The organism is Actinomycetospora rhizophila, assembly GCF_042657905.1.
Classification (GTDB): Bacteria; Actinomycetota; Actinomycetes; order Mycobacteriales; family Pseudonocardiaceae; genus Actinomycetospora; species Actinomycetospora rhizophila.
On sequence record NZ_JBHSKG010000016.1, the window covers coordinates 1 to 16,001 of the forward strand.

15 protein-coding genes are annotated in these 16,001 nt (G+C 75.5%); 4 read left to right on the top strand and 11 right to left on the bottom strand.

Annotated features, from left to right (window positions below; all coding sequences use genetic code 11):
* Positions 1-482: DJ-1/PfpI family protein (locus ACFPK1_RS24470; protein ID WP_378023567.1), on the top strand; the 482-nt coding region annotated here is incomplete at its 5' end.
* A gap of 657 nt (positions 483-1,139) precedes the next feature.
* Here the strand turns inward: ACFPK1_RS24470 and ACFPK1_RS24475 are convergent.
* Together ACFPK1_RS24475 and ACFPK1_RS24480 are read right to left on the bottom strand one after the other, a co-directional pair.
* Positions 1,140-3,074, bottom strand: a complete 1,935-nt coding sequence (locus ACFPK1_RS24475; protein ID WP_378023700.1) for a heavy metal translocating P-type ATPase — start codon at positions 3,072-3,074, stop codon at positions 1,140-1,142.
* A 2-nt stretch (positions 3,075-3,076) separates the two neighbouring features.
* Complete coding sequence (locus tag ACFPK1_RS24480; RefSeq protein ID WP_378023568.1) at positions 3,077-3,439, bottom strand: ArsR/SmtB family transcription factor; 363 nt, start codon at positions 3,437-3,439, stop codon at positions 3,077-3,079.
* 78 nt (positions 3,440-3,517) lie between these two features.
* Between ACFPK1_RS24480 and ACFPK1_RS24485 the strand changes: the two genes are divergently transcribed.
* Together ACFPK1_RS24485 and ACFPK1_RS24490 are read left to right on the top strand one after the other, a co-directional pair.
* Entirely contained in the window at positions 3,518-3,808 is a 291-nt protein-coding gene (locus ACFPK1_RS24485) for a hypothetical protein (RefSeq protein ID WP_378023569.1), read from the top strand.
* A gap of 262 nt (positions 3,809-4,070) precedes the next feature.
* Positions 4,071-5,660 carry a DUF1996 domain-containing protein gene (locus ACFPK1_RS24490; RefSeq protein ID WP_378023570.1) on the top strand — a complete coding sequence of 530 codons (1,590 nt, stop codon included), beginning with the start codon at positions 4,071-4,073 and terminating at the stop codon, positions 5,658-5,660.
* Positions 5,661-5,675: 15 nt separating this feature from the next.
* Here the strand turns inward: ACFPK1_RS24490 and ACFPK1_RS24495 are convergent, their stop codons facing one another.
* Genes ACFPK1_RS24495 through ACFPK1_RS24530 form a run of 8 tightly spaced genes read right to left on the bottom strand, consistent with a single transcriptional unit; the run spans position 5,676 to position 13,775 of the window.
* Positions 5,676-6,305: a trimeric intracellular cation channel family protein gene (locus ACFPK1_RS24495; RefSeq protein WP_378023571.1), complete on the bottom strand. Its 630-nt coding sequence runs from the start codon at positions 6,303-6,305 to the stop codon at positions 5,676-5,678.
* 24 nt (positions 6,306-6,329) lie between these two features.
* The gene (locus ACFPK1_RS24500; protein WP_378023572.1) at positions 6,330-7,484 is read right to left on the bottom strand and encodes a cytochrome P450; all 1,155 of its coding nucleotides are present in this window, start codon (positions 7,482-7,484) and stop codon (positions 6,330-6,332) included.
* Positions 7,481-8,635, bottom strand: coding sequence for a cupin domain-containing protein (locus tag ACFPK1_RS24505; RefSeq protein ID WP_378023573.1), 1,155 nt, complete (start codon positions 8,633-8,635; stop codon positions 7,481-7,483). Before ACFPK1_RS24505 ends, ACFPK1_RS24500 begins: the two co-directional genes overlap by 4 nt.
* Positions 8,632-9,933: an MFS transporter gene (locus ACFPK1_RS24510; protein ID WP_378023574.1), complete on the bottom strand. Its 1,302-nt coding sequence runs from the start codon at positions 9,931-9,933 to the stop codon at positions 8,632-8,634. The genes ACFPK1_RS24505 and ACFPK1_RS24510 overlap by 4 nt, the downstream gene beginning before the upstream one ends.
* On the bottom strand, positions 9,933-10,868 hold the full coding sequence (gene dapA / locus ACFPK1_RS24515) for a 4-hydroxy-tetrahydrodipicolinate synthase (RefSeq protein WP_378023575.1): 936 nt from the start codon (positions 10,866-10,868) through the stop codon (positions 9,933-9,935). The genes ACFPK1_RS24510 and dapA overlap by 1 nt, the downstream gene beginning before the upstream one ends.
* Complete coding sequence (locus ACFPK1_RS24520; protein ID WP_378023576.1) at positions 10,865-11,791, bottom strand: ornithine cyclodeaminase family protein; 927 nt, start codon at positions 11,789-11,791, stop codon at positions 10,865-10,867. Before ACFPK1_RS24520 ends, dapA begins: the two co-directional genes overlap by 4 nt.
* Positions 11,788-12,636 carry a fumarylacetoacetate hydrolase family protein gene (locus tag ACFPK1_RS24525; protein ID WP_378023577.1) on the bottom strand — a complete coding sequence of 283 codons (849 nt, stop codon included), beginning with the start codon at positions 12,634-12,636 and terminating at the stop codon, positions 11,788-11,790. Before ACFPK1_RS24525 ends, ACFPK1_RS24520 begins: the two co-directional genes overlap by 4 nt.
* The gene (locus tag ACFPK1_RS24530) at positions 12,633-13,775 is read right to left on the bottom strand and encodes an LLM class flavin-dependent oxidoreductase (RefSeq protein WP_378023578.1); all 1,143 of its coding nucleotides are present in this window, start codon (positions 13,773-13,775) and stop codon (positions 12,633-12,635) included. The genes ACFPK1_RS24525 and ACFPK1_RS24530 overlap by 4 nt, the downstream gene beginning before the upstream one ends.
* A gap of 100 nt (positions 13,776-13,875) precedes the next feature.
* Between ACFPK1_RS24530 and ACFPK1_RS24535 the strand changes: the two genes are divergently transcribed.
* A complete protein-coding gene (locus tag ACFPK1_RS24535; RefSeq protein WP_378023579.1) occupies positions 13,876-14,841 on the top strand; it encodes a LysR family transcriptional regulator in 966 nt (321 codons plus the stop codon).
* On the opposite strand, the gene ACFPK1_RS24540 is transcribed toward ACFPK1_RS24535, so the two are convergent.
* Positions 14,784-15,989, bottom strand: coding sequence for a cytochrome P450 (locus ACFPK1_RS24540; protein WP_378023580.1), 1,206 nt, complete (start codon positions 15,987-15,989; stop codon positions 14,784-14,786). The genes ACFPK1_RS24535 and ACFPK1_RS24540 overlap by 58 nt on opposite strands.
* Between the last annotated feature and the right edge of the window lie 12 nt (positions 15,990-16,001).

The following is a 16,001-nucleotide window of genomic DNA, read 5'->3' on the forward strand; positions in this document are numbered from 1 at the left end:
TCGAGCATGTCGTTGACCGCGGCCCGCGCCGGATCAACCTCACCACCATCCCGCTCGCCGGCCATGGTCATCTGTGTACTCCGTCCTCGTCAGAGACGATCTTGTACACAGCCCATCTGACAGGCTCCACGACGTCGGTGTGCACCGGCACGCTGCTGCTCGCCGCCGCCGGCCTGCTCGACGGCCTCACCGCGACCACCCACTGGGGCGCCACCGACACGCTGAAGGAGCTCGGGGCGATCCCGGTGCGCCAGCGGGTCGTCGAGCACCTGCCCGAGCGGATCGTCACCGCGGCGGGCGTCTCCTCCGGGATCGACATGGCCATCCGGCTCGTCGCGCTCCTGGAGGACGACGTCGCCGCCCGGGCGACGCAGGTGTTCATCGAGTACGACCCCGAGCCGCCGTTCGACGCGGGCCACCCGAGCAAGGTCGGCGACGACGTCATGGCCCGGGTGCAGCAGTTCCGGGAGGCCCGCCGCTGAGCTGGGGATCGTTACCCGCCCTGCACCCCGACGACCACCCCCATCGGCCCCGCTGCTGCGCGAACTGCAGCACCGCGCCGCCACCAGCACCCCCGGGCCACCCGCCGCCCGAGACGACCTCCCCCGCGAGCTCGCCCGCCGCCGGGCCCGCGCCGAACTCGACCGCTGGATCCGCGTCCGCGACCGCCACTGCGTCGCCCCCGGCTGCCGCCGCGGCCCACCGCGTCGAGATCGACCACACCCGCGACCACGCCCGCGGCGGCCCCACCGCCCACCGCAACCTCGGCGCCTGGTGCGCGCATCACCGCCGCGCCAAGCACCACGCCGACTGGCAGGGTCACCCAGCCCCGACGCGGCCGCTTCCGGATCCGCACCCGCGCCGGCATCACCCACACCACCGGGGCGGCCACGATCCTGCGCGAGCTGCCCGGACCCCGCCCCGCCCCACACCCCCGACCCCTGCCCGAGGACATCTGGCCCGCCGGCCCCGGCAACCACGACGACCCCGACCCCGCCACCCGCATCGACCCCGACTGGCCCCGCAAGATCCTCCGGCGCGCGACCACCACACCGCGCACCACCCCACCCGGCCCCGCCGACCCCGCCGAGCCCGACGACACCCCACCCTTCTGACGTCGTCCCCCGCCGAAGCCGTGTTCAACAGCAGGCGCAGCCGCCCTCTCCCGTCCCGTCCGGCGCCGGGACGACGGCGGGCACCGGCGGCGCCGCCCCCGGCAACGCCGCGATCCGGGCGCCGCGCAGCGCGTTGCCGATGACGAGGACCTCGGCGAGCTCGTGCACGAACACCACCGTCGCCAGCCCCAGCACGCCCAGCGCGGCGAGCGGGATCAGCACCACGATGATCGCCAGAGACAGGCCGATGTTCTGCAGCATGATCCGTCGGGCCCGGCGGGCGTGGGCGAACGTCTGCGGCAGGTGGCGCAGGTCGTCGCCCATGAGCGCCACGTCGGCGGTCTCGAGCGCCACGTCGGTACCCATCGCACCCATGGCGACCCCCACCCGCGCGGTCGCCAGGGCCGGGGCGTCGTTGACGCCGTCGCCGACCATGGCGACCGCGCCCGGGGCCACGAGCGACGCCTTGTCCTCCGGCAGCAGGCCGGCGTGCACGTCGGCGATCCCGGCGCGCTCGGCCAGGGCGCGGGCGGTGCGGACGTTGTCCCCGGTCAGCATCACCGTCCGCAGCCCCAGGCCACGCAGCGACGCCATCGCCGCGGGCGCCTCGACGCGCAGGTCGTCGCGGACCGCCAGGGCGCCCAGCACCACGCCGTCGCGCTCCAGGACGACGACGGTGGCGCCGGCGCCCTCGAGGGCCGCGACGTCCGGGGCGAGCTCCCCCGGCACGACCCAGTCGGGACGCCCCAGCCGCACCGGCGCCCCGTCGACGGTCCCGACCAGGCCCCGCCCCGGCACCGTCTCGACGTCGGTGGCCTCGCTCGGACCGCGGCCACCCGCCGCCACCACCGCCGGGGCCAGCGGGTGCTCGCTGCGGCGCTCGAGCGCCGCGGCGAGGGCGAGGACCTCGTCACGGGACCCGGCGCCCACCACGACGTCGACGACCCGCGGCTCGTTGCGGGTCAGTGTTCCGGTCTTGTCGAGCGCGACGGTGTCGACCCGGCCGAGCTCCTCCAGCGCCGCGCCCCCCTTGATCAGGACGCCGTGCCGGCTCGCGGCGCCGACGGCCGCCACGACCGTGAGCGGCACCGCGATCGCCAGCGCGCACGGCGAGGCGGCGACCAGCACGACGAGGGCCCGTTCGATCCAGCGCAGCGGGTCGCCGAGCACGAGCCCCAGCCCGGCCACCAGCACCGCGAGCACCAGGATCGCCGGCACCAGCGGGCGCGCGATGCGGTCGGCGAGGCGCTGCCCGGCACCGCGGCGCTCCTGGGCCTGCTCGACCATGTGCACGATCCGCGCGAGCGACGAGTCCACGGCCCGCGCGGCGACGACCAGCTCCACCGCGCTGCCGGCGTTGATCGCGCCCGCCGGCACCCCGTCGCCCTCGCCGACCTCGACGGGCACCGACTCCCCGGTGATCGCCGAGACGTCGAGGATGGTGGCCCCGCCGGCCAGCGTCGCGTCCGTCGCCGCCCGCTCGCCGGGTCGCAGCAGCAGGCGGTCGCCGACGACCAGCTCCTCGGGCGCGACCTGCTCCTCCCCGCCCTCGCGGAGCACCGACGCCGTTCGCGGGACGAGCGACAGCAACGCCCGCAGGCTCCGACGGGTGCGGTCGACCGCGTGGCGCTCCAGGCCCTCGGCGGTGGAGAACAGCACCCCGAGCAGGGCGGCCTCCTCGAAGCGGCCGAGGGCCACCGCGCCCACCGCCGCGATCGTCATCAGCAGGCCGACGCCGAGCCGCCCGCGCCGCAGGCCCCGCAGCGCGCCGGGCACGAAGCTCGACGCGCCGACCACCGCCGCGAGCAGGTGCAGACCGTCGGCCACCGGCTCGGGGAACGCCCACCCGAGCCCCAGCAGCACCGCCGCGGCCGCCGCGTACTGCAGCTCGCGGACCCGCCACCACCCGCGGACGGACGGGGCGACCGCCTCGTCGGGGCCGCAGCACGCGTCGGACACGGTCACACCTCCTCGACCACCGCCGGGCCCAGCACGGCGCGGACGAGCTCCTGCCCGACCGGCGTGAGCCGGTACATGACGAGCTTGCCGTCACGCCGCGACGTCACGAGGCCCGCCGAGCGGAGCTGGCGCAGGTGGTGCGACGCCAGGTTCTGCGCGTGGCCGACCACCCACGCCATGTCGCAGACGCACAGCTCGTCGCCGGTGAGCAGGGCGGCGGCCACGGCGAGGCGCGTCGGGTCGGCGAGCGCCCGCCCGAGCGCGGCGCGCGTCGTGAGGACCTCGAGGTCGGGCAGCGACATCCGGATGTGCTCCGCGTGCGGAAGGTCCAGGCAGAGCAGGTCGCACTGGTCGTCGGCGCTCATGCCAACACGCTAACGATCGTTGGAACGTCCGGACAGAGCTGACGCCGGTAGCGTGCGGTCGGACGGGAAGGGGGGCGCGTGGACGAGCCCGACACGACGGCGACGCGAGCCGAGGAACGACGCCGCGCCCTGGCCGCCGCGGCGGGACGTGAGGCCGCCGGGCGGGGGCTCGCGAAGCGGGTGCGACCCGAGGAGCGGCGGCGCTACGTGTTCCAGGTGTGGACCACGTCCGCCTTCGCCGTCGCGTGGCTCGTGGTCTGGGTCCTGACCGGCTCCTGGATCTTCCTCGCGCTCGCCGGCGGCTTCCTGCTGCTCACGGCGCTCGCCGCAGTCGCGCTGCGCGTGCTGGGGCGCCCGACCGGGACCTGAGAGTCCCCGTCGCCGAATTGCGACATCCGGGGCATACGCGACGTCGTTCGCCGCGGCAGGCGGCCCGGTGGGCGGCGGCGCGAGCCGCGGGTTCTCAGACAGGCGGTCCCCGGATCGTCGTGTCCCTAGCGTGATCGTCGTCGGAGCCGGGCGGCGACGCTCCCCCTCGTCCCGCCGCCCGCGCTCCGCCGACTCCTCGCAGGACACCCCTGCCCCGGCGGGCGAGCTCCCCCGACGCCGCGGGCACCGTCAGGAGGTTCCCGTGCCCCGACGCGGACGACACCGCTCCAGCCTGCCGACACGCCTCATCGCGATCGTGGCGGCCCTGCTCGTCACCTTCGGCGTCGTCGTGGTCGCCGGCTCCGCCGCGGCCGACGACTCCGGCGAGGGTGGCGGCGGCCTGCTCAGCGCCCTGACCGGCGGCGAGTCCTCGGACGGCTCGGACGGGGACGGCTCCGGCGACGGCGAGTCCGGCGACGGCGAGTCCGGCGACGGCGAGTCCGGCGACGGGGAGTCCGGCGACGGCGAGTCCGGGGACAGCAGCGACGAGGGCACCGAGGACGACACCGGCGGTGACGAGACCCGGGACGGCACCGGCCAGGACGAGGGCCAGGACGACGGCCAGGACACCCCGAGCGGCGGGCAGGACGACCGGACCGCCGGCCGGGCCGACGAGGACGGCACCGACGACGACGGCACCGACGACGACGGCACCGACGAGCGCACCGAGAGCGGCGACGACGGCGCCGAGGACACCGGCGCCGAGGACACCGGCGCCGAGGAGACCGCGCGCGCCGAGGAGACCGAGCGCGCCGAGGAGACCGAGCGCGCCGAGGACGCCGGCGACCAGGACCGCCGGAGCGACCGCGTGGACCGGCCGCGTCCCGCCGAGGACGTGGGCGAGGTCCAGGGCACGAACCGGGCGGCGGCCGCCGCCGAGGACTCCTTCCCGGGCCGTGACCAGATCGCCCCGGCCGGCGCGGACGACTACGTCGACATCGGCCAGGTCGAGGCCGGCAGCGGGATCGGCGAGGGCGGCGTGTTCAGCGGCGGCTCGTACACCGTCGACTGCGGCGTCAGCGACCACAACAACTCCGACAACTACATGGCCGCGCCGGGCAAGCGGAACGGCGCCCAGCACGTCCACGACTACGTCGGCAACCGGACCACCGACGCCGACTCGGACGAGCGGTCGCTGGAGGAGGGCGCCACGACCTGCGTCAACGGCGACCAGTCGACCTTCTTCTGGCCGGTGCTCCGCGACCTGAACGGCACCGGGCCCGACGTCGGCGAGGACGGCGGCAGCCGCGACGGCAACGTCGGCGCGATCCTGCGGCCCCGCTCGGCGCAGCTGAGCTTCCACGGCCACGGCGACCGCCCGGTGGAGGCGATGCCGGCCCACCTGATGATCATCATGGGCAACGCGAAGGCCGGCGCGCAGGACCAGGAGAACGTCAACGCGAAGTACACCTGCTCCAACGCCCAGGACAGGGTCACCGACCGGTACCCGATCTGCAGCGGCGACGGCAGGCTGATGCGCCTGCTCGACTACCCGAGCTGCTGGGACGGCGAGAACCTCGAGACCGAGGACCTCCGCTCGCACATGACGTTCCCCGACGAGCAGGGCAACTGCGAGAGCGACGAGGTGCCGGTGCCGGCCCTGCGGATCACGCTGACCTACGACCAGCCCGCGGGTCGCGCGTTCTCGATCGACAGCTTCCCGAACGAGCAGCACGACCCGCGCACCGACCACTCCGACTACGAGAACCTCGCCACCGTGGCGCAGTCCGAGCGCGGCGCGGAGTGCATCAACGACGACGAGCAGTGCGCGAACATCCCGCGCGAGGGCTGAGCACCGCCCGGGACCTCACCCGGCACGGCCCGGCGGGTGCGGGGCGTCGAGCCGGAAGCGCAGCCCGATCAGGCGGACGAGCAGGCACAGCCCGGCCCCCGCGAGCGCGGGGAGCAGCGGCCCCAGACCGGCCCGCGTCCCCAGGACGACGACCGCCGCGCCGAGCAGCGCCGGGATGGCGTAGAGCTCGCTGGACAGCACCGTGGGCACCCGGCGCACCAGCACGTCGCGGATCGTGCCCCCGCCCACCGCGGTGATCGCGCCGAGCAGGATCGCCTGCCCGGCCCCCGCGCCCAGCGTCATCGCCTTCGCCGCGCCCGTCACGGCGAACAGGCTCAGGCCCAGGGCGTCGAAGATCTCGATCGGCGTGGCGAGGCGCTCGAGCTGCCGGCTCAGGGCGAAGGCGAGCAGGCCCCCGCCCGCGGCGACGGCCAGGTAGCGCCAGTCGTTGAACGTCGCCGGCGGCAGTGCGCCCAGCAGGATGTCGCGCACGATGCCGCCGCCCAGCGCGGTGATCATGCCGAGGGTCACCACGCCGACGATGTCCAGCCGCGCCGCCCGCACCGCCGTGAGCGCACCGTTGAGGGCGAAGGCGAACGTCCCGGCGAGGTCGAGGACCAGTGCCGTCACCGCGGCCGTCGTCATGGGGGCATCATCGCCGCCGCGACATCACCCCTCGAACCGCACCGGCAGCGTCGTCGGACCGAGGTGGTTGCCGCCCTGCAGCCCGCTCCAGCGCACCTCGCCGGCCAGGCGCAGGGGCGGGTGCCCGACGAGCGTGGTGAGCAGGATCGTCAGCTCCGCGCGCGCCAGCGCCGCGCCCGGGCACATGTGGATGCCCCACCCGAAGCCCAGGTGGCCGCTGACGTCGCGGCCGGGGTCGAAGCGGTCGGGGTCGGCGAAGCGCGCCGGGTCGCGGTTGGCCGCCGCGAACGACAGCAGGACGGCGTCGCCCTCCTCGACGGCCTGCCCGGCGACGGTGACCGGGCAGGTGGCGCGGCGCGCGAAGTTCTGCGCCGGGCTGCGGTGGCGCAGCATCTCCTCGACGAACCCGCGCGCCAGCGACGGGTCCGCGCGCAGCCGGTCCTGCCGCGCCGGGTCCTCGAGCAGCAGAGCGACCAGCGTGCTCGCCGCGTTCATCGTCGTCTCGTGCCCCGCGACCGCGAACGTGGCGAGGATGCTGATCCGCTCCTCCTCGCCGACCTCGGCGCTGAGCAGCGTCGTCACGAAGTCGTCGGCGCCGTGCGCCCGGTGCGCGTCGAGCTCCGCGGCCATGAGCTCGGAGATCCGCCGGAAGGCGCCGGCGAAGTCGACGGCCTCGCCGTCGGCGCCCAGCCCCGACCACACCTCCTCGGTGACCTCGCGGAACCGGTCGACGGTGTCCGGCGCGAACCCGACGAGCTCGGTGAGCACCGCGAGCGGGAGTGGCAGGGCCACCTCGCGGACGAAGTCGCCACTTCCGCGGGCGGCGAACCCGCCCACGAGGTCGGCGATCGTGCGCTCGAGGAACGGCCGCATCTGCCGGACCCGCGCCGTCGAGAGCGGCGGGCCCATGAGCCGGCGGTAGGCCGTGTGCCGCGGCGGGTCGTAGTCGATGGGGATCGAGCGCTGGGTGCCGTCGGTGGGGATGCGGTGCCCGGACGCCGACGAGAACGTCTGCGGGTCGCGCAGGACCGCGCGGACATCGTCGTAGCCGGTGAGCACCCAGAACCCGCCCCGGCGCCCGGAGCGCGCGACCGGTCCGGCCGCGCGCGCCGCCGCGTAGGCGTCCCAGACCGAGGGCTCCGTGAGCGCCGGGTCGTAGGGGTCCAGGTCGATGGTCACGCGCCGGCCTCGCGGGGTCCGACGTACCCGGTCTGCCCCGCCTCCGAGCCCAGGGCCAGCACCGGCCCGCCCATCTTCTCCTGCCACACCAGCGACTCCATGCCGATGTGCAGCGGGTGGTCCTGGACCGTGTAGACGGCGAGGCCGTCGGGGCCCTCGTAGTGGGCGTGCTCGAGCCAGCCGGGCGCCGAGAGCAGCAGGTCGCCGGCCTCCCAGGCGATGTCGACGCCGTCGACGGTGCTGACCCCGGAGCCGGCGAAGTGGTAGTTGATGGCCACCGAGGAGTGCCGGTGACCGCGGCCGCGGGGACGGGGCGGGCGGCCCGCCGGCATGGCCGAGGCGGTGACGAAGAAGCTGTGCGTGGCGCCCTGCCGCCGCTGGGTCGCCGGGTTGTAGTACGCCATGATCGTGCGCTTGCCGTCGCCGGCCTCGCGGGACAGGTGCGGCGCGACCTCGGCCCACGGCCAGTGCAGGGCGCGGGACTCGACGACCTCGATGTCGACGAGGAACTCGTAGCCCCGCAGCCGCGCGCCCTGGGTCCCGATGGCGACGTCCGGAGCGGTCGCGCGGGTGTAGGCGACCTTCTCGCTGTCCTGCGTCGCCGCCGCCGGGGCGTCGTCCGGGGAGGGGCGCCAGCTGACCGGCAGGTCCTCGGCGTAGTGCACGCCGAGCTTCTCCAGCAGCGGTGCGTTCGAGTAGCTCAGCCGGGCCCAGACGTCGGTGCCGTCGTTGCGGAAGCGGAACGGCTGCATCGAGGGCAGGTTCGCGACGTCGAGGTGGGCGAGGTCGATCGCGGTGTCGGCGACCTCGATGCGGCCGCGACCGCGGATGCCGATCTCCACCCGGTGCGCGTTCTCCCGCAGCGGCGCGGTCTCCTCCCCCGGGTTCAGCACCTCGATCGTCACCGCCACCCCGGGCGCGAGTCCGAGGCCCGGCGCGACCGCCGACGGGTGCACGATCCGGCTGCCGCGGCGCCCGTTGGCCGGGCGCGGCGCGGCGGCGAGGCGCTCGATCTCGGCCTCGATCTCGGCCCGCGCGACCTTGAGCGGGGCCCACGGCTGCGGGGTGGCGGCCGGCTCGCCGCTGACGTCGCGCATCGCGGTGCCGGTGGTGGGGGTGGCGGTCTCGGGGCGGGCGTCGGTGAGGCTCATGCGGGCTTCCTCTCGAGGGGTGCGTCGGCCGGGACCGGCGCGGGGTGCGGGCTGCGGAGGGCGAGGGTCGCGAGGAGGCTGACCAGCCCCAGGACGACCACGTAGGCGGAGATCGCCGTGCCGGTGCCGGTCGCGGCGAAGAGGACGGTGGCGACGATCGGCGCCAGCGCGCCGCCGACGACGCTGCCGAGCGCGTAGGCGACCGACGAGCCGCTGTAGCGCACGGCCGTCGGGAACGCCTCGGCGAGGTAGGCCCCGTAGGGCCCGGACGCCACGGCGAAGCCGGCGCCGGCGACCACGCAGGCCACGAGCGTGGCGAGCACCGAGCCGGTGTCGATCAGCCAGAAGTACGGGAACGCCCAGAGGGTCAGGGCGACGACGCCGGCGAGCATCACGGGGCGCCGCCCGCGGCGGGCGGCCCACACCGCGGCCAGCGGGATCACGCCGGCCCACACGAGCGCGGTGACCACCGTGATCGCCAGCATGGTCGGCGCGCCGACCAGCTGCCGCGCCGCCACGTAGCTCAGCGTGAAGACGAGCAGGATGTTGGCGAGGCCGGACACCAGCACGTTGAGCCCGGCCGCGGGCACCAGGACGCGCGGGGCGCGCAGGACGTCGGCGAGCGGCGCGCGCCGGACCTCGGCCTCGGCCCGGACGCGCTCGAACTCGGGGCTCTCGTCGAGCCGCAGCCGCAGGACCAGCCCGAAGACGACGAGCACGGCGCTGAGCAGGAACGGCACCCGCCAGCCCCAGGCCGCGAATGCCGCCTCGTCGAGGCCGAGCCGCACGACGAGGAACACCAGGCTCGCGAGCACGACACCCAGCGGCAGGCCGACCTGCGGCAGCGAGCTGTACAGCGTGCGCTTCGACGGCGGGGCGTGCTCGAGGGCGAGCAGGGTGGCGCCGCCCCACTCCCCGCCGACCCCGACGCCCTGCACGAACCGCAGGAGCACGAGCAGCACCGGCGCGGCGACGCCGATGGCGGCGTAGGTCGGCAGCAGCCCGATGAGCAGGGTGCCGACGCCCATGACGAGCAGGGACGCCACGAGCATCCGGCGTCGCCCGAGGCGGTCGCCGAAGTGGCCCATCAGCGCGCCGCCGACGGGGCGGGCGACGAAGCCGATCGCGAAGGTCGACAGGGCCGCGAGGGTCCCCGCGACCGGCGACACCTGCGGGAAGAACTGCGGCGCGAACACCAGCGCGGCCGCGGTGCCGTAGATGAAGAAGTCGTACCACTCGATGGTGGTGCCGATGAGGCCGGCGAGGGCCACCCGGCGCGGACGGGGTGACGTGGACATCAGGTCTCTTCTCGGGACGGGTGCTCGAGCAGGGCGGCACCCTGCGCGAGCAGCGCGTCGACCCGTGGGCGGGCCTGCGCGGTGAGCGGGATCAGGGGCGGGCGCACGTGGTCGGAGGCGATCCGGCCCTGGCCCTGCAGCACCGACTTGGCCGGCGCCGGGTTGGTCTCGACGAACAGCAGGTCGACCAGCGGGTGCAGCCCGTAGTGCAGCTCCCGGGCGGTCTCGTGGTCGCCGGCCTCCCACGCCTCGTACATGCGGGCGACGGCGCGGGGGGCGAGGTTGCTGACCGCCGAGATGAAGCCCGCGCCCCCGAGCGCGAGCAGCGGCAGCCCGAGCAGCTCGATGCCCGACCACACCATGAGGTCGCGCCCGCACAGGTGCAGCACGCGGGAGAAGTGCTCGAAGTCCTTGGTCGTCTCCTTGACCCCGACGACGTTGTCGTGGTCGCGGAAGAGCCGGGCCACGGTCTCGGGGGCGACGTCGACCGCCGTCCGGGAGGGCACGTTGTAGAGCACGACCGGCAGGTCCGGGAACTCGCCGGCGACCGTGGCGAACCAGCGGTACAGGGCCTCCTGGGTGGGCCGCGCGTAGTAGGGCGTGATCACGAGGGCGGCGTCGGCGCCCGCATCCCGGGCGGCGGCCGTGATCTCGAGGGTCTCGTCGAGCTTCGCCGAGCCGGTCCCGGGCAGGAACGGCACCGCGTCGTCGACCTCCGCGGCCACGGCCCGGATGGCCGCGATCCGCTCGGCCACCGACTGGGCCGACGGCTCGCCGGTCGACCCGCCGATGGAGACGCCGTGCGCGCCCGACGCGAGCTGCCAGCGGACCAGCCCGCGCAGCGAGTCGAGGTCGAGCGCGCCGTCGGCGCTGAACGGGGTGATCACCGGGGCGATCGAGCCGCGGATCCGGGCGGGGTCGCTGCGGAACTTCACGGCCGCACCCCCGTCAGGGACCCGGTGAGCAGCCCGGCCACGGCCAGGTCCGACAGGCCCGTGCCCATCCCTTTGAACACCGTCAGGCGGGCGCCGGCGGGGCGGGCGACCTTGCCGGCGACGACCTCGGCGAGCGTGCGGACGCTCCCCCAGTCGCCGTGCTCGCGCAGCTCCCGGGACCCGCGGCGCGCGTTGGGCTCGCTGTCGACGACCGTGAGCGCGGACGCCGCGAGCACGTCGGGGGCGAGCTCGGCGTGCGTCGGCAGGATCGCCCCGACGGCGTTGAGGTGCGCGCCGGCGGCGAGGTGCCGGGCCGCCAGGAACGGCTCGTCGGCGCGGGTGACCGCGGTGACGACCGGGGCGTCGCGGGTGGCGTCCTCGACGCTCGCCGCGACGTCGGCGCGCAGGCCCAGCTCGTCGCGCACCCTCGCCGCCAGCGCCTCCGCCCCGGCCGCGGTGCGGTTCCACAGCCGGACCCGGCGCAGCGGGCGGACCGCGGCCACGGCCTCGACCTGGCGCAGCGCCTGGCGCCCGGCGCCGAGCACCGCGAGCTCGTCGGCGCCCGGGTCGGCGAGCCGGCGCGTCGCGACCCCCGAGATGCCCGCGGTCCGCAGTGCCCCCGCCGCGCCGGCCTCGGCGACGCCCAGGGTGGCGCCGTCGGCGGCGGCGAACAGCGTCATCAGCGCGCTCGCCCCGCCCGGCGTGTTCACCCAGGTCTTGAAGATCGTCAGGCCGGCGGTGAGGTCCACCGCGCCCAGCGCGTGGGCGCTGCCGCGCCCGGACCCGACCGGCCAGGTGCTCATCGTCTTGTCGAGGTTCCACGCGCTGCCGTCGGCCTCGTGGGTGAGCACCGCCTCCAGGGCCTCGATCACCGCGGGCACCGACGGGCCGGAGCGCACGTCGTCCTCGGTCCAGATCCTCACGCGCCCACCCCCACGAGCGCCGGGGCCTCGTCCACGACCCCGTGGCGCAGCACGCCGACCCCGGAGACCTCGACCTCCAGCTCGTCGCCCGGGCGCAGGAACCGGGGCGGCTCCTGGCGCAGCCCGATCCCCTGCGGCGTCCCCGTGGCGATGAGGTCGCCCGGACGCAGCGGCGTGAACGTGCTGACGTAGGCGACGAGCTCGGCGAACGAGAAGGTCAGCCGGTCGGTCGTGTCGTCCTGGACCACCGCGCCGTTCAGCCGCGTGGTGACGCGCAGCGGGTCCGCGCCGACCTCGTCGGTCGTGGTCAGCCACGGCCCGGCCGCCCCGGACCGGTGCCAGTTCTTGCCCGCGGTGGCCTGGGTGGAGTGCAGCTGCCAGTCGCGCACGCTGTTCTCCGCGACGCAGGTGACGCCCGCGACGTGCGACCACGCGTCGGCGACGGGGATGCGCCGGCCGGGACGGCCGATCACCAGGGCCGCCTCGCCCTCCCAGTCGAGCGAGTCCTCGCCGGCGGGCCGCACGACGGGTGTGCCGGCGCCGACGAACGAGTCGCCGAAGCGGGCGAACAGCGTGGGGCGGGCGGGCTCGTCGGGGGCGCGCGTCGACTCGGCGGCGTGCGCGGCGTAGTTGAAGCCGACGCAGATCACCTTGGGGTGGTCGCCGAGCGGCGGCGCCCAGGCGAGGTCGGCGACGGGCAGGCGGGGGTCGTCGGCCCGGGGGGTCACGGGGTCGGCGAGCAGGGCCTCGAAGGACGGGACGCGGTGGTCGAGGCGGGCGACCTCGTCGCCGAGCACGACCCCGAAGCCCGCCGAGGAGCCGGTGCGGAAGCGGGCGATCCTCATCCCGCGGCCACCGGCTCACGCGTCGCGGCGGGCGTCCCGACCGGCGCGCGCAGCCCCGCCCGCTCGAGGCGGGGCAGCACGTCGCGGGTGAAGTCGGCGAGCCCGGCGTCGTAGTCGACCCAGGTCAGCAGCGCGCCCTCGATGCCCGCGGCGCTGAGCATCTCGAGGCGCTCCGCGATCGTCTCGGCGGTGCCGACGAGCGGGAAGCCCCCGGCACCCGCCGCGAAGCGCTGCCGCATCGCCGCCATCACCCCGGGCGGCACCACCTGGGTGTTCGCGCCCTGCAGCCGCATCCAGGCGTCGACGCTCTCGACGTCCTCGAGCTCCTGGGAGAACCGCCGCAGGTAGGCCTCGGCCTCGGCCTGCGTGTCCCGCTGCACGACGACGGTGTGGGTCCAGAGCCGGACCTCGCGACCGAACTCCGCGCGCGCCATCCGCTGGTAGCCCTCGACCTGCGCGCGGATCGCGTCCTCCTGCTCGGACTGCACGATGACGAAGCACAGGTCGGCGTGCTCGGCGGCGAAGCGCATGCCGCGCGGCGACCCGCCGGCGTTCATGATCGGGATGGTCGGCTGCACCGGCTTGGGCTGCGAGACACCGCCGACGACGTCGAAGAACCGCCCGTGGAAGTCGAACTCCTCGGTCTCGGCCCAGAGCTTCCGGATCACCTCGAGCCACTCGGCGAGGTGGTCGTAGCGCTCGTCGTGCTCGCGCATCGGGGCCCCGAACATCTCGAGCTCCGGCCGGTTCCAGCCGCCCACCACGTTGAGCGCGAACCGCCCGCGGGAGATGTGGTCGACGGTGGCCGCCTGCTTGGCGGCGACGATCGGGTGCATCGTCGGCGCGTGCGACGTGGCGAACACGCCGATGTTCTCGGTGGCCGCGGCGATGCCGGCGGCCCAGGTGAAGGGCTCCATGACCCGGCCGGACCGGTGCTCGGGGCGGCCCTCGGGATAGCCCTTCCAGCGCGCGAACGGCACGACGGCCTCGAGCCCCGCGCGGTCGGCGGCGCGGGCGGTGCGCAGCGAGAGATCCCAGTCCATCTCGTGGGCCTCGGGCACCAGCGTCTGCGACGCCCCCGATCCGTTCGTGCAGAACAGCCCGAGCTTGAGCGTGTTGCTGCGCAGCAGCGGATGCATCGCAGACCTCCTCGTCCGTGGTGGTGTGCTTCTCGACGCTAGAGAGCTGGAACACATAGCACCATGACGAGTAATGCGTCTATTCGATACGCTTTCGCTTATGAGTCTCTCGGACCAGCTGCGCCGCTACGAGATGTTCTGCGCGGTGGTCGACGAGGGCGGGGTGACACGGGCGGCCGAGCGCTTCCAGGTGGCGCAGCCGTGGGTGTCGGCGCAGCTGCGCACCCTGGAGAAGGCCGTCAGGGCGCCGCTGTTCGTCCGGGAGGGCCGCCGGATCGTGCTCACCGAGGCGGGCCGGCGCTTCTACGCCTGGGCCAAGGAGGTCCTGGCCAGCGGCGCCCAGGTGCAGCGCGACATCGAGGACCTCAACGCCGGCGCGGCCGGGTCGCTCTCGGTCGCGACGAGCATGGCGATCGGCACCTACCTCATCCCGCCGCTGATGACCGACCTGCGGCGCGAGCGCGCGGGCGCCGACATCACGATCTCGATCAGCGAGCCCGCGGTCGCCATGCGCCGCGTCGAGATCGGCGAGGTCGACTTCGCCGTGACCACCTGGTACGACGACGTGCCCCCGGCCGGCGTCCAGGCCGAGAAGCTGTGGGACGAGGAGATCGTGCTCTGCGCGGCCCCCGGCGGGCCGCCCGACGGCGACGAGATCGACCTCGCCGACGCCCTGGCGCTCCCGATCGTCGGGGTCCCCGCCGGCGTCGCCATCGAGCGGGTGCTGGACGCCGGGCTGCGCGCCCGCGGCCTGCCGGCGCCGACCTACGTCATCCGGCTCGGGCACGCCGAGGCCCTCAAGCAGGCCGTCGCGGCCAACGACTGGGTCTGCTTCGCGCCCCGGTACTGCGTCGCCGACGACGTCGCGTCCGGGCGCCTGCGCGCGGTGCGGATCCGCGACGCGGACCTCGCCGAGGGCATCGGCCTGTTCTCCCGCGACAGCAGCTGGTTCTCCCCGCTGCAGCGCGCGGCCGTCGCGGTCCTGCGCGAGGTGGCGGCGAGCAAGCGTCAGCAGCCGGCGCGCACCGGCAGGGTCGCGAGCGACGGGAACATCAGCGACGGGTGACGCTCGGACGGGCCGTCCGGCTCGATGCGCGTCACGGCACGGGCCAGCCCGGCGGTCGTCTCCTGCAGCTGGATCCGCGCGAGCGGCGCGCCGACGCAGTGGTGCAGGCCGCCGCCGAAGGCCAGGTGGCGGGACGCGTTCGGCCGCGTCAGGTCGACCCGCTCCGGCGCGGCGAAGGTGCGCTCGTCGAGGTTGGCCGCGCCGAGCCCGCACAGGGTCGTCGCGCCGGCCGGGACCGTCGTGCCGTCGGAGGCGACGTACTCCTGGCCGAGGATCCGGGGGATCACCTGCACCGGCGCCCGCAGGCGCAGGGTCTCCTCGACCAGCGGGGCGACCAGTGCGGGATCGTCGCGGACCCGGGCGAGGAGCCCCGGGACGGTCGCGAAGAGCTCGACGAGGTTGGCGATGGAGGTCCGGGTGGTCTCGAAGCCGGCGACGAGCACCGTGTGCATGAGCGAGAGCACCTCGTCGCGGGAGAGCTCGCCCCGCTCCTCGGCGTCGAGCAGGCGCCGGACGAGGTCGGTCGGCGCGGCGCGGCCGAGCAGGCCGTCGAAGTAGTCGAAGTAGAACTGCGAGACCTCGTCGAGGCGGGCCCGGCGCTCCTCGTCCAGCGGGAACGGCGAGAAGATCATGAGGAAGTCGATCTGCGTCCGGAGGAGGGGCTCCCAGTCCTCGTCGGGCATCCCGATCAGCAGCCGCAGCACGCCGCGCGGCACCCGCGCCGCGAGCTGGGTCACCGCGTCGAACCGCCCGCCCGCCGCCGTCAGGGCCTGCAGCTCGTCGGCGACCTCCGCCGCCGCGGCCGCCCGGAGCTTCTCCACCTGCCGCGCGGTGAACAGGGGCGCGACCACGCCCCGCAGCCGCGTGTGGACGGGGCGGTCGGTCTGCACCATGTTGGCCCGCAGCCGCCGCCGCGCCGGTCCCGGCGCCATCCACGCCGGCGCGTCCCGGCCCGCCGGCTGCATGCGCCCGGTCGTGTCGCGCAGGACGGCCTGGTTGTCCTCGTGGCGCGTGAGCAGGTACGTCGGGTGGTCGGGGTCCCCGACGGCGAGGACCGCACCCTCGTCGCGCATCGCGCGGTACTCGGCGTGGCGGTCGCCGGTGAGGAAGGCGGGGTCGTCGAGGGCGAACGGCGTCGTCGCGGTCATGGGTGGCTCCTC

Bases quoted from the DNA above. Each gene is read 5' to 3' on its own strand.
- ACFPK1_RS24480 (WP_378023568.1), bottom strand. From the start codon at position 3,439: ATGAGCGCCGACGACCAGTGCGACCTGCTCTGCCTGGACCTTCCGCAC.
- ACFPK1_RS24495 (WP_378023571.1), bottom strand. From the start codon at position 6,305: ATGACGACGGCCGCGGTGACGGCACTGGTCCTCGACCTCGCCGGGACG.
- ACFPK1_RS24505 (WP_378023573.1), bottom strand. From the start codon at position 8,635: ATGAGCCTCACCGACGCCCGCCCCGAGACCGCCACCCCCACCACCGGC.
- ACFPK1_RS24510 (WP_378023574.1), bottom strand. From the start codon at position 9,933: ATGTCCACGTCACCCCGTCCGCGCCGGGTGGCCCTCGCCGGCCTCATC.
- ACFPK1_RS24525 (WP_378023577.1), bottom strand. From the start codon at position 12,636: ATGAGGATCGCCCGCTTCCGCACCGGCTCCTCGGCGGGCTTCGGGGTC.
- ACFPK1_RS24530 (WP_378023578.1), bottom strand. From the start codon at position 13,775: ATGCATCCGCTGCTGCGCAGCAACACGCTCAAGCTCGGGCTGTTCTGC.
- ACFPK1_RS24535 (WP_378023579.1), top strand. From the start codon at position 13,876: ATGAGTCTCTCGGACCAGCTGCGCCGCTACGAGATGTTCTGCGCGGTG.
- ACFPK1_RS24540 (WP_378023580.1), bottom strand. From the start codon at position 15,989: ATGACCGCGACGACGCCGTTCGCCCTCGACGACCCCGCCTTCCTCACC.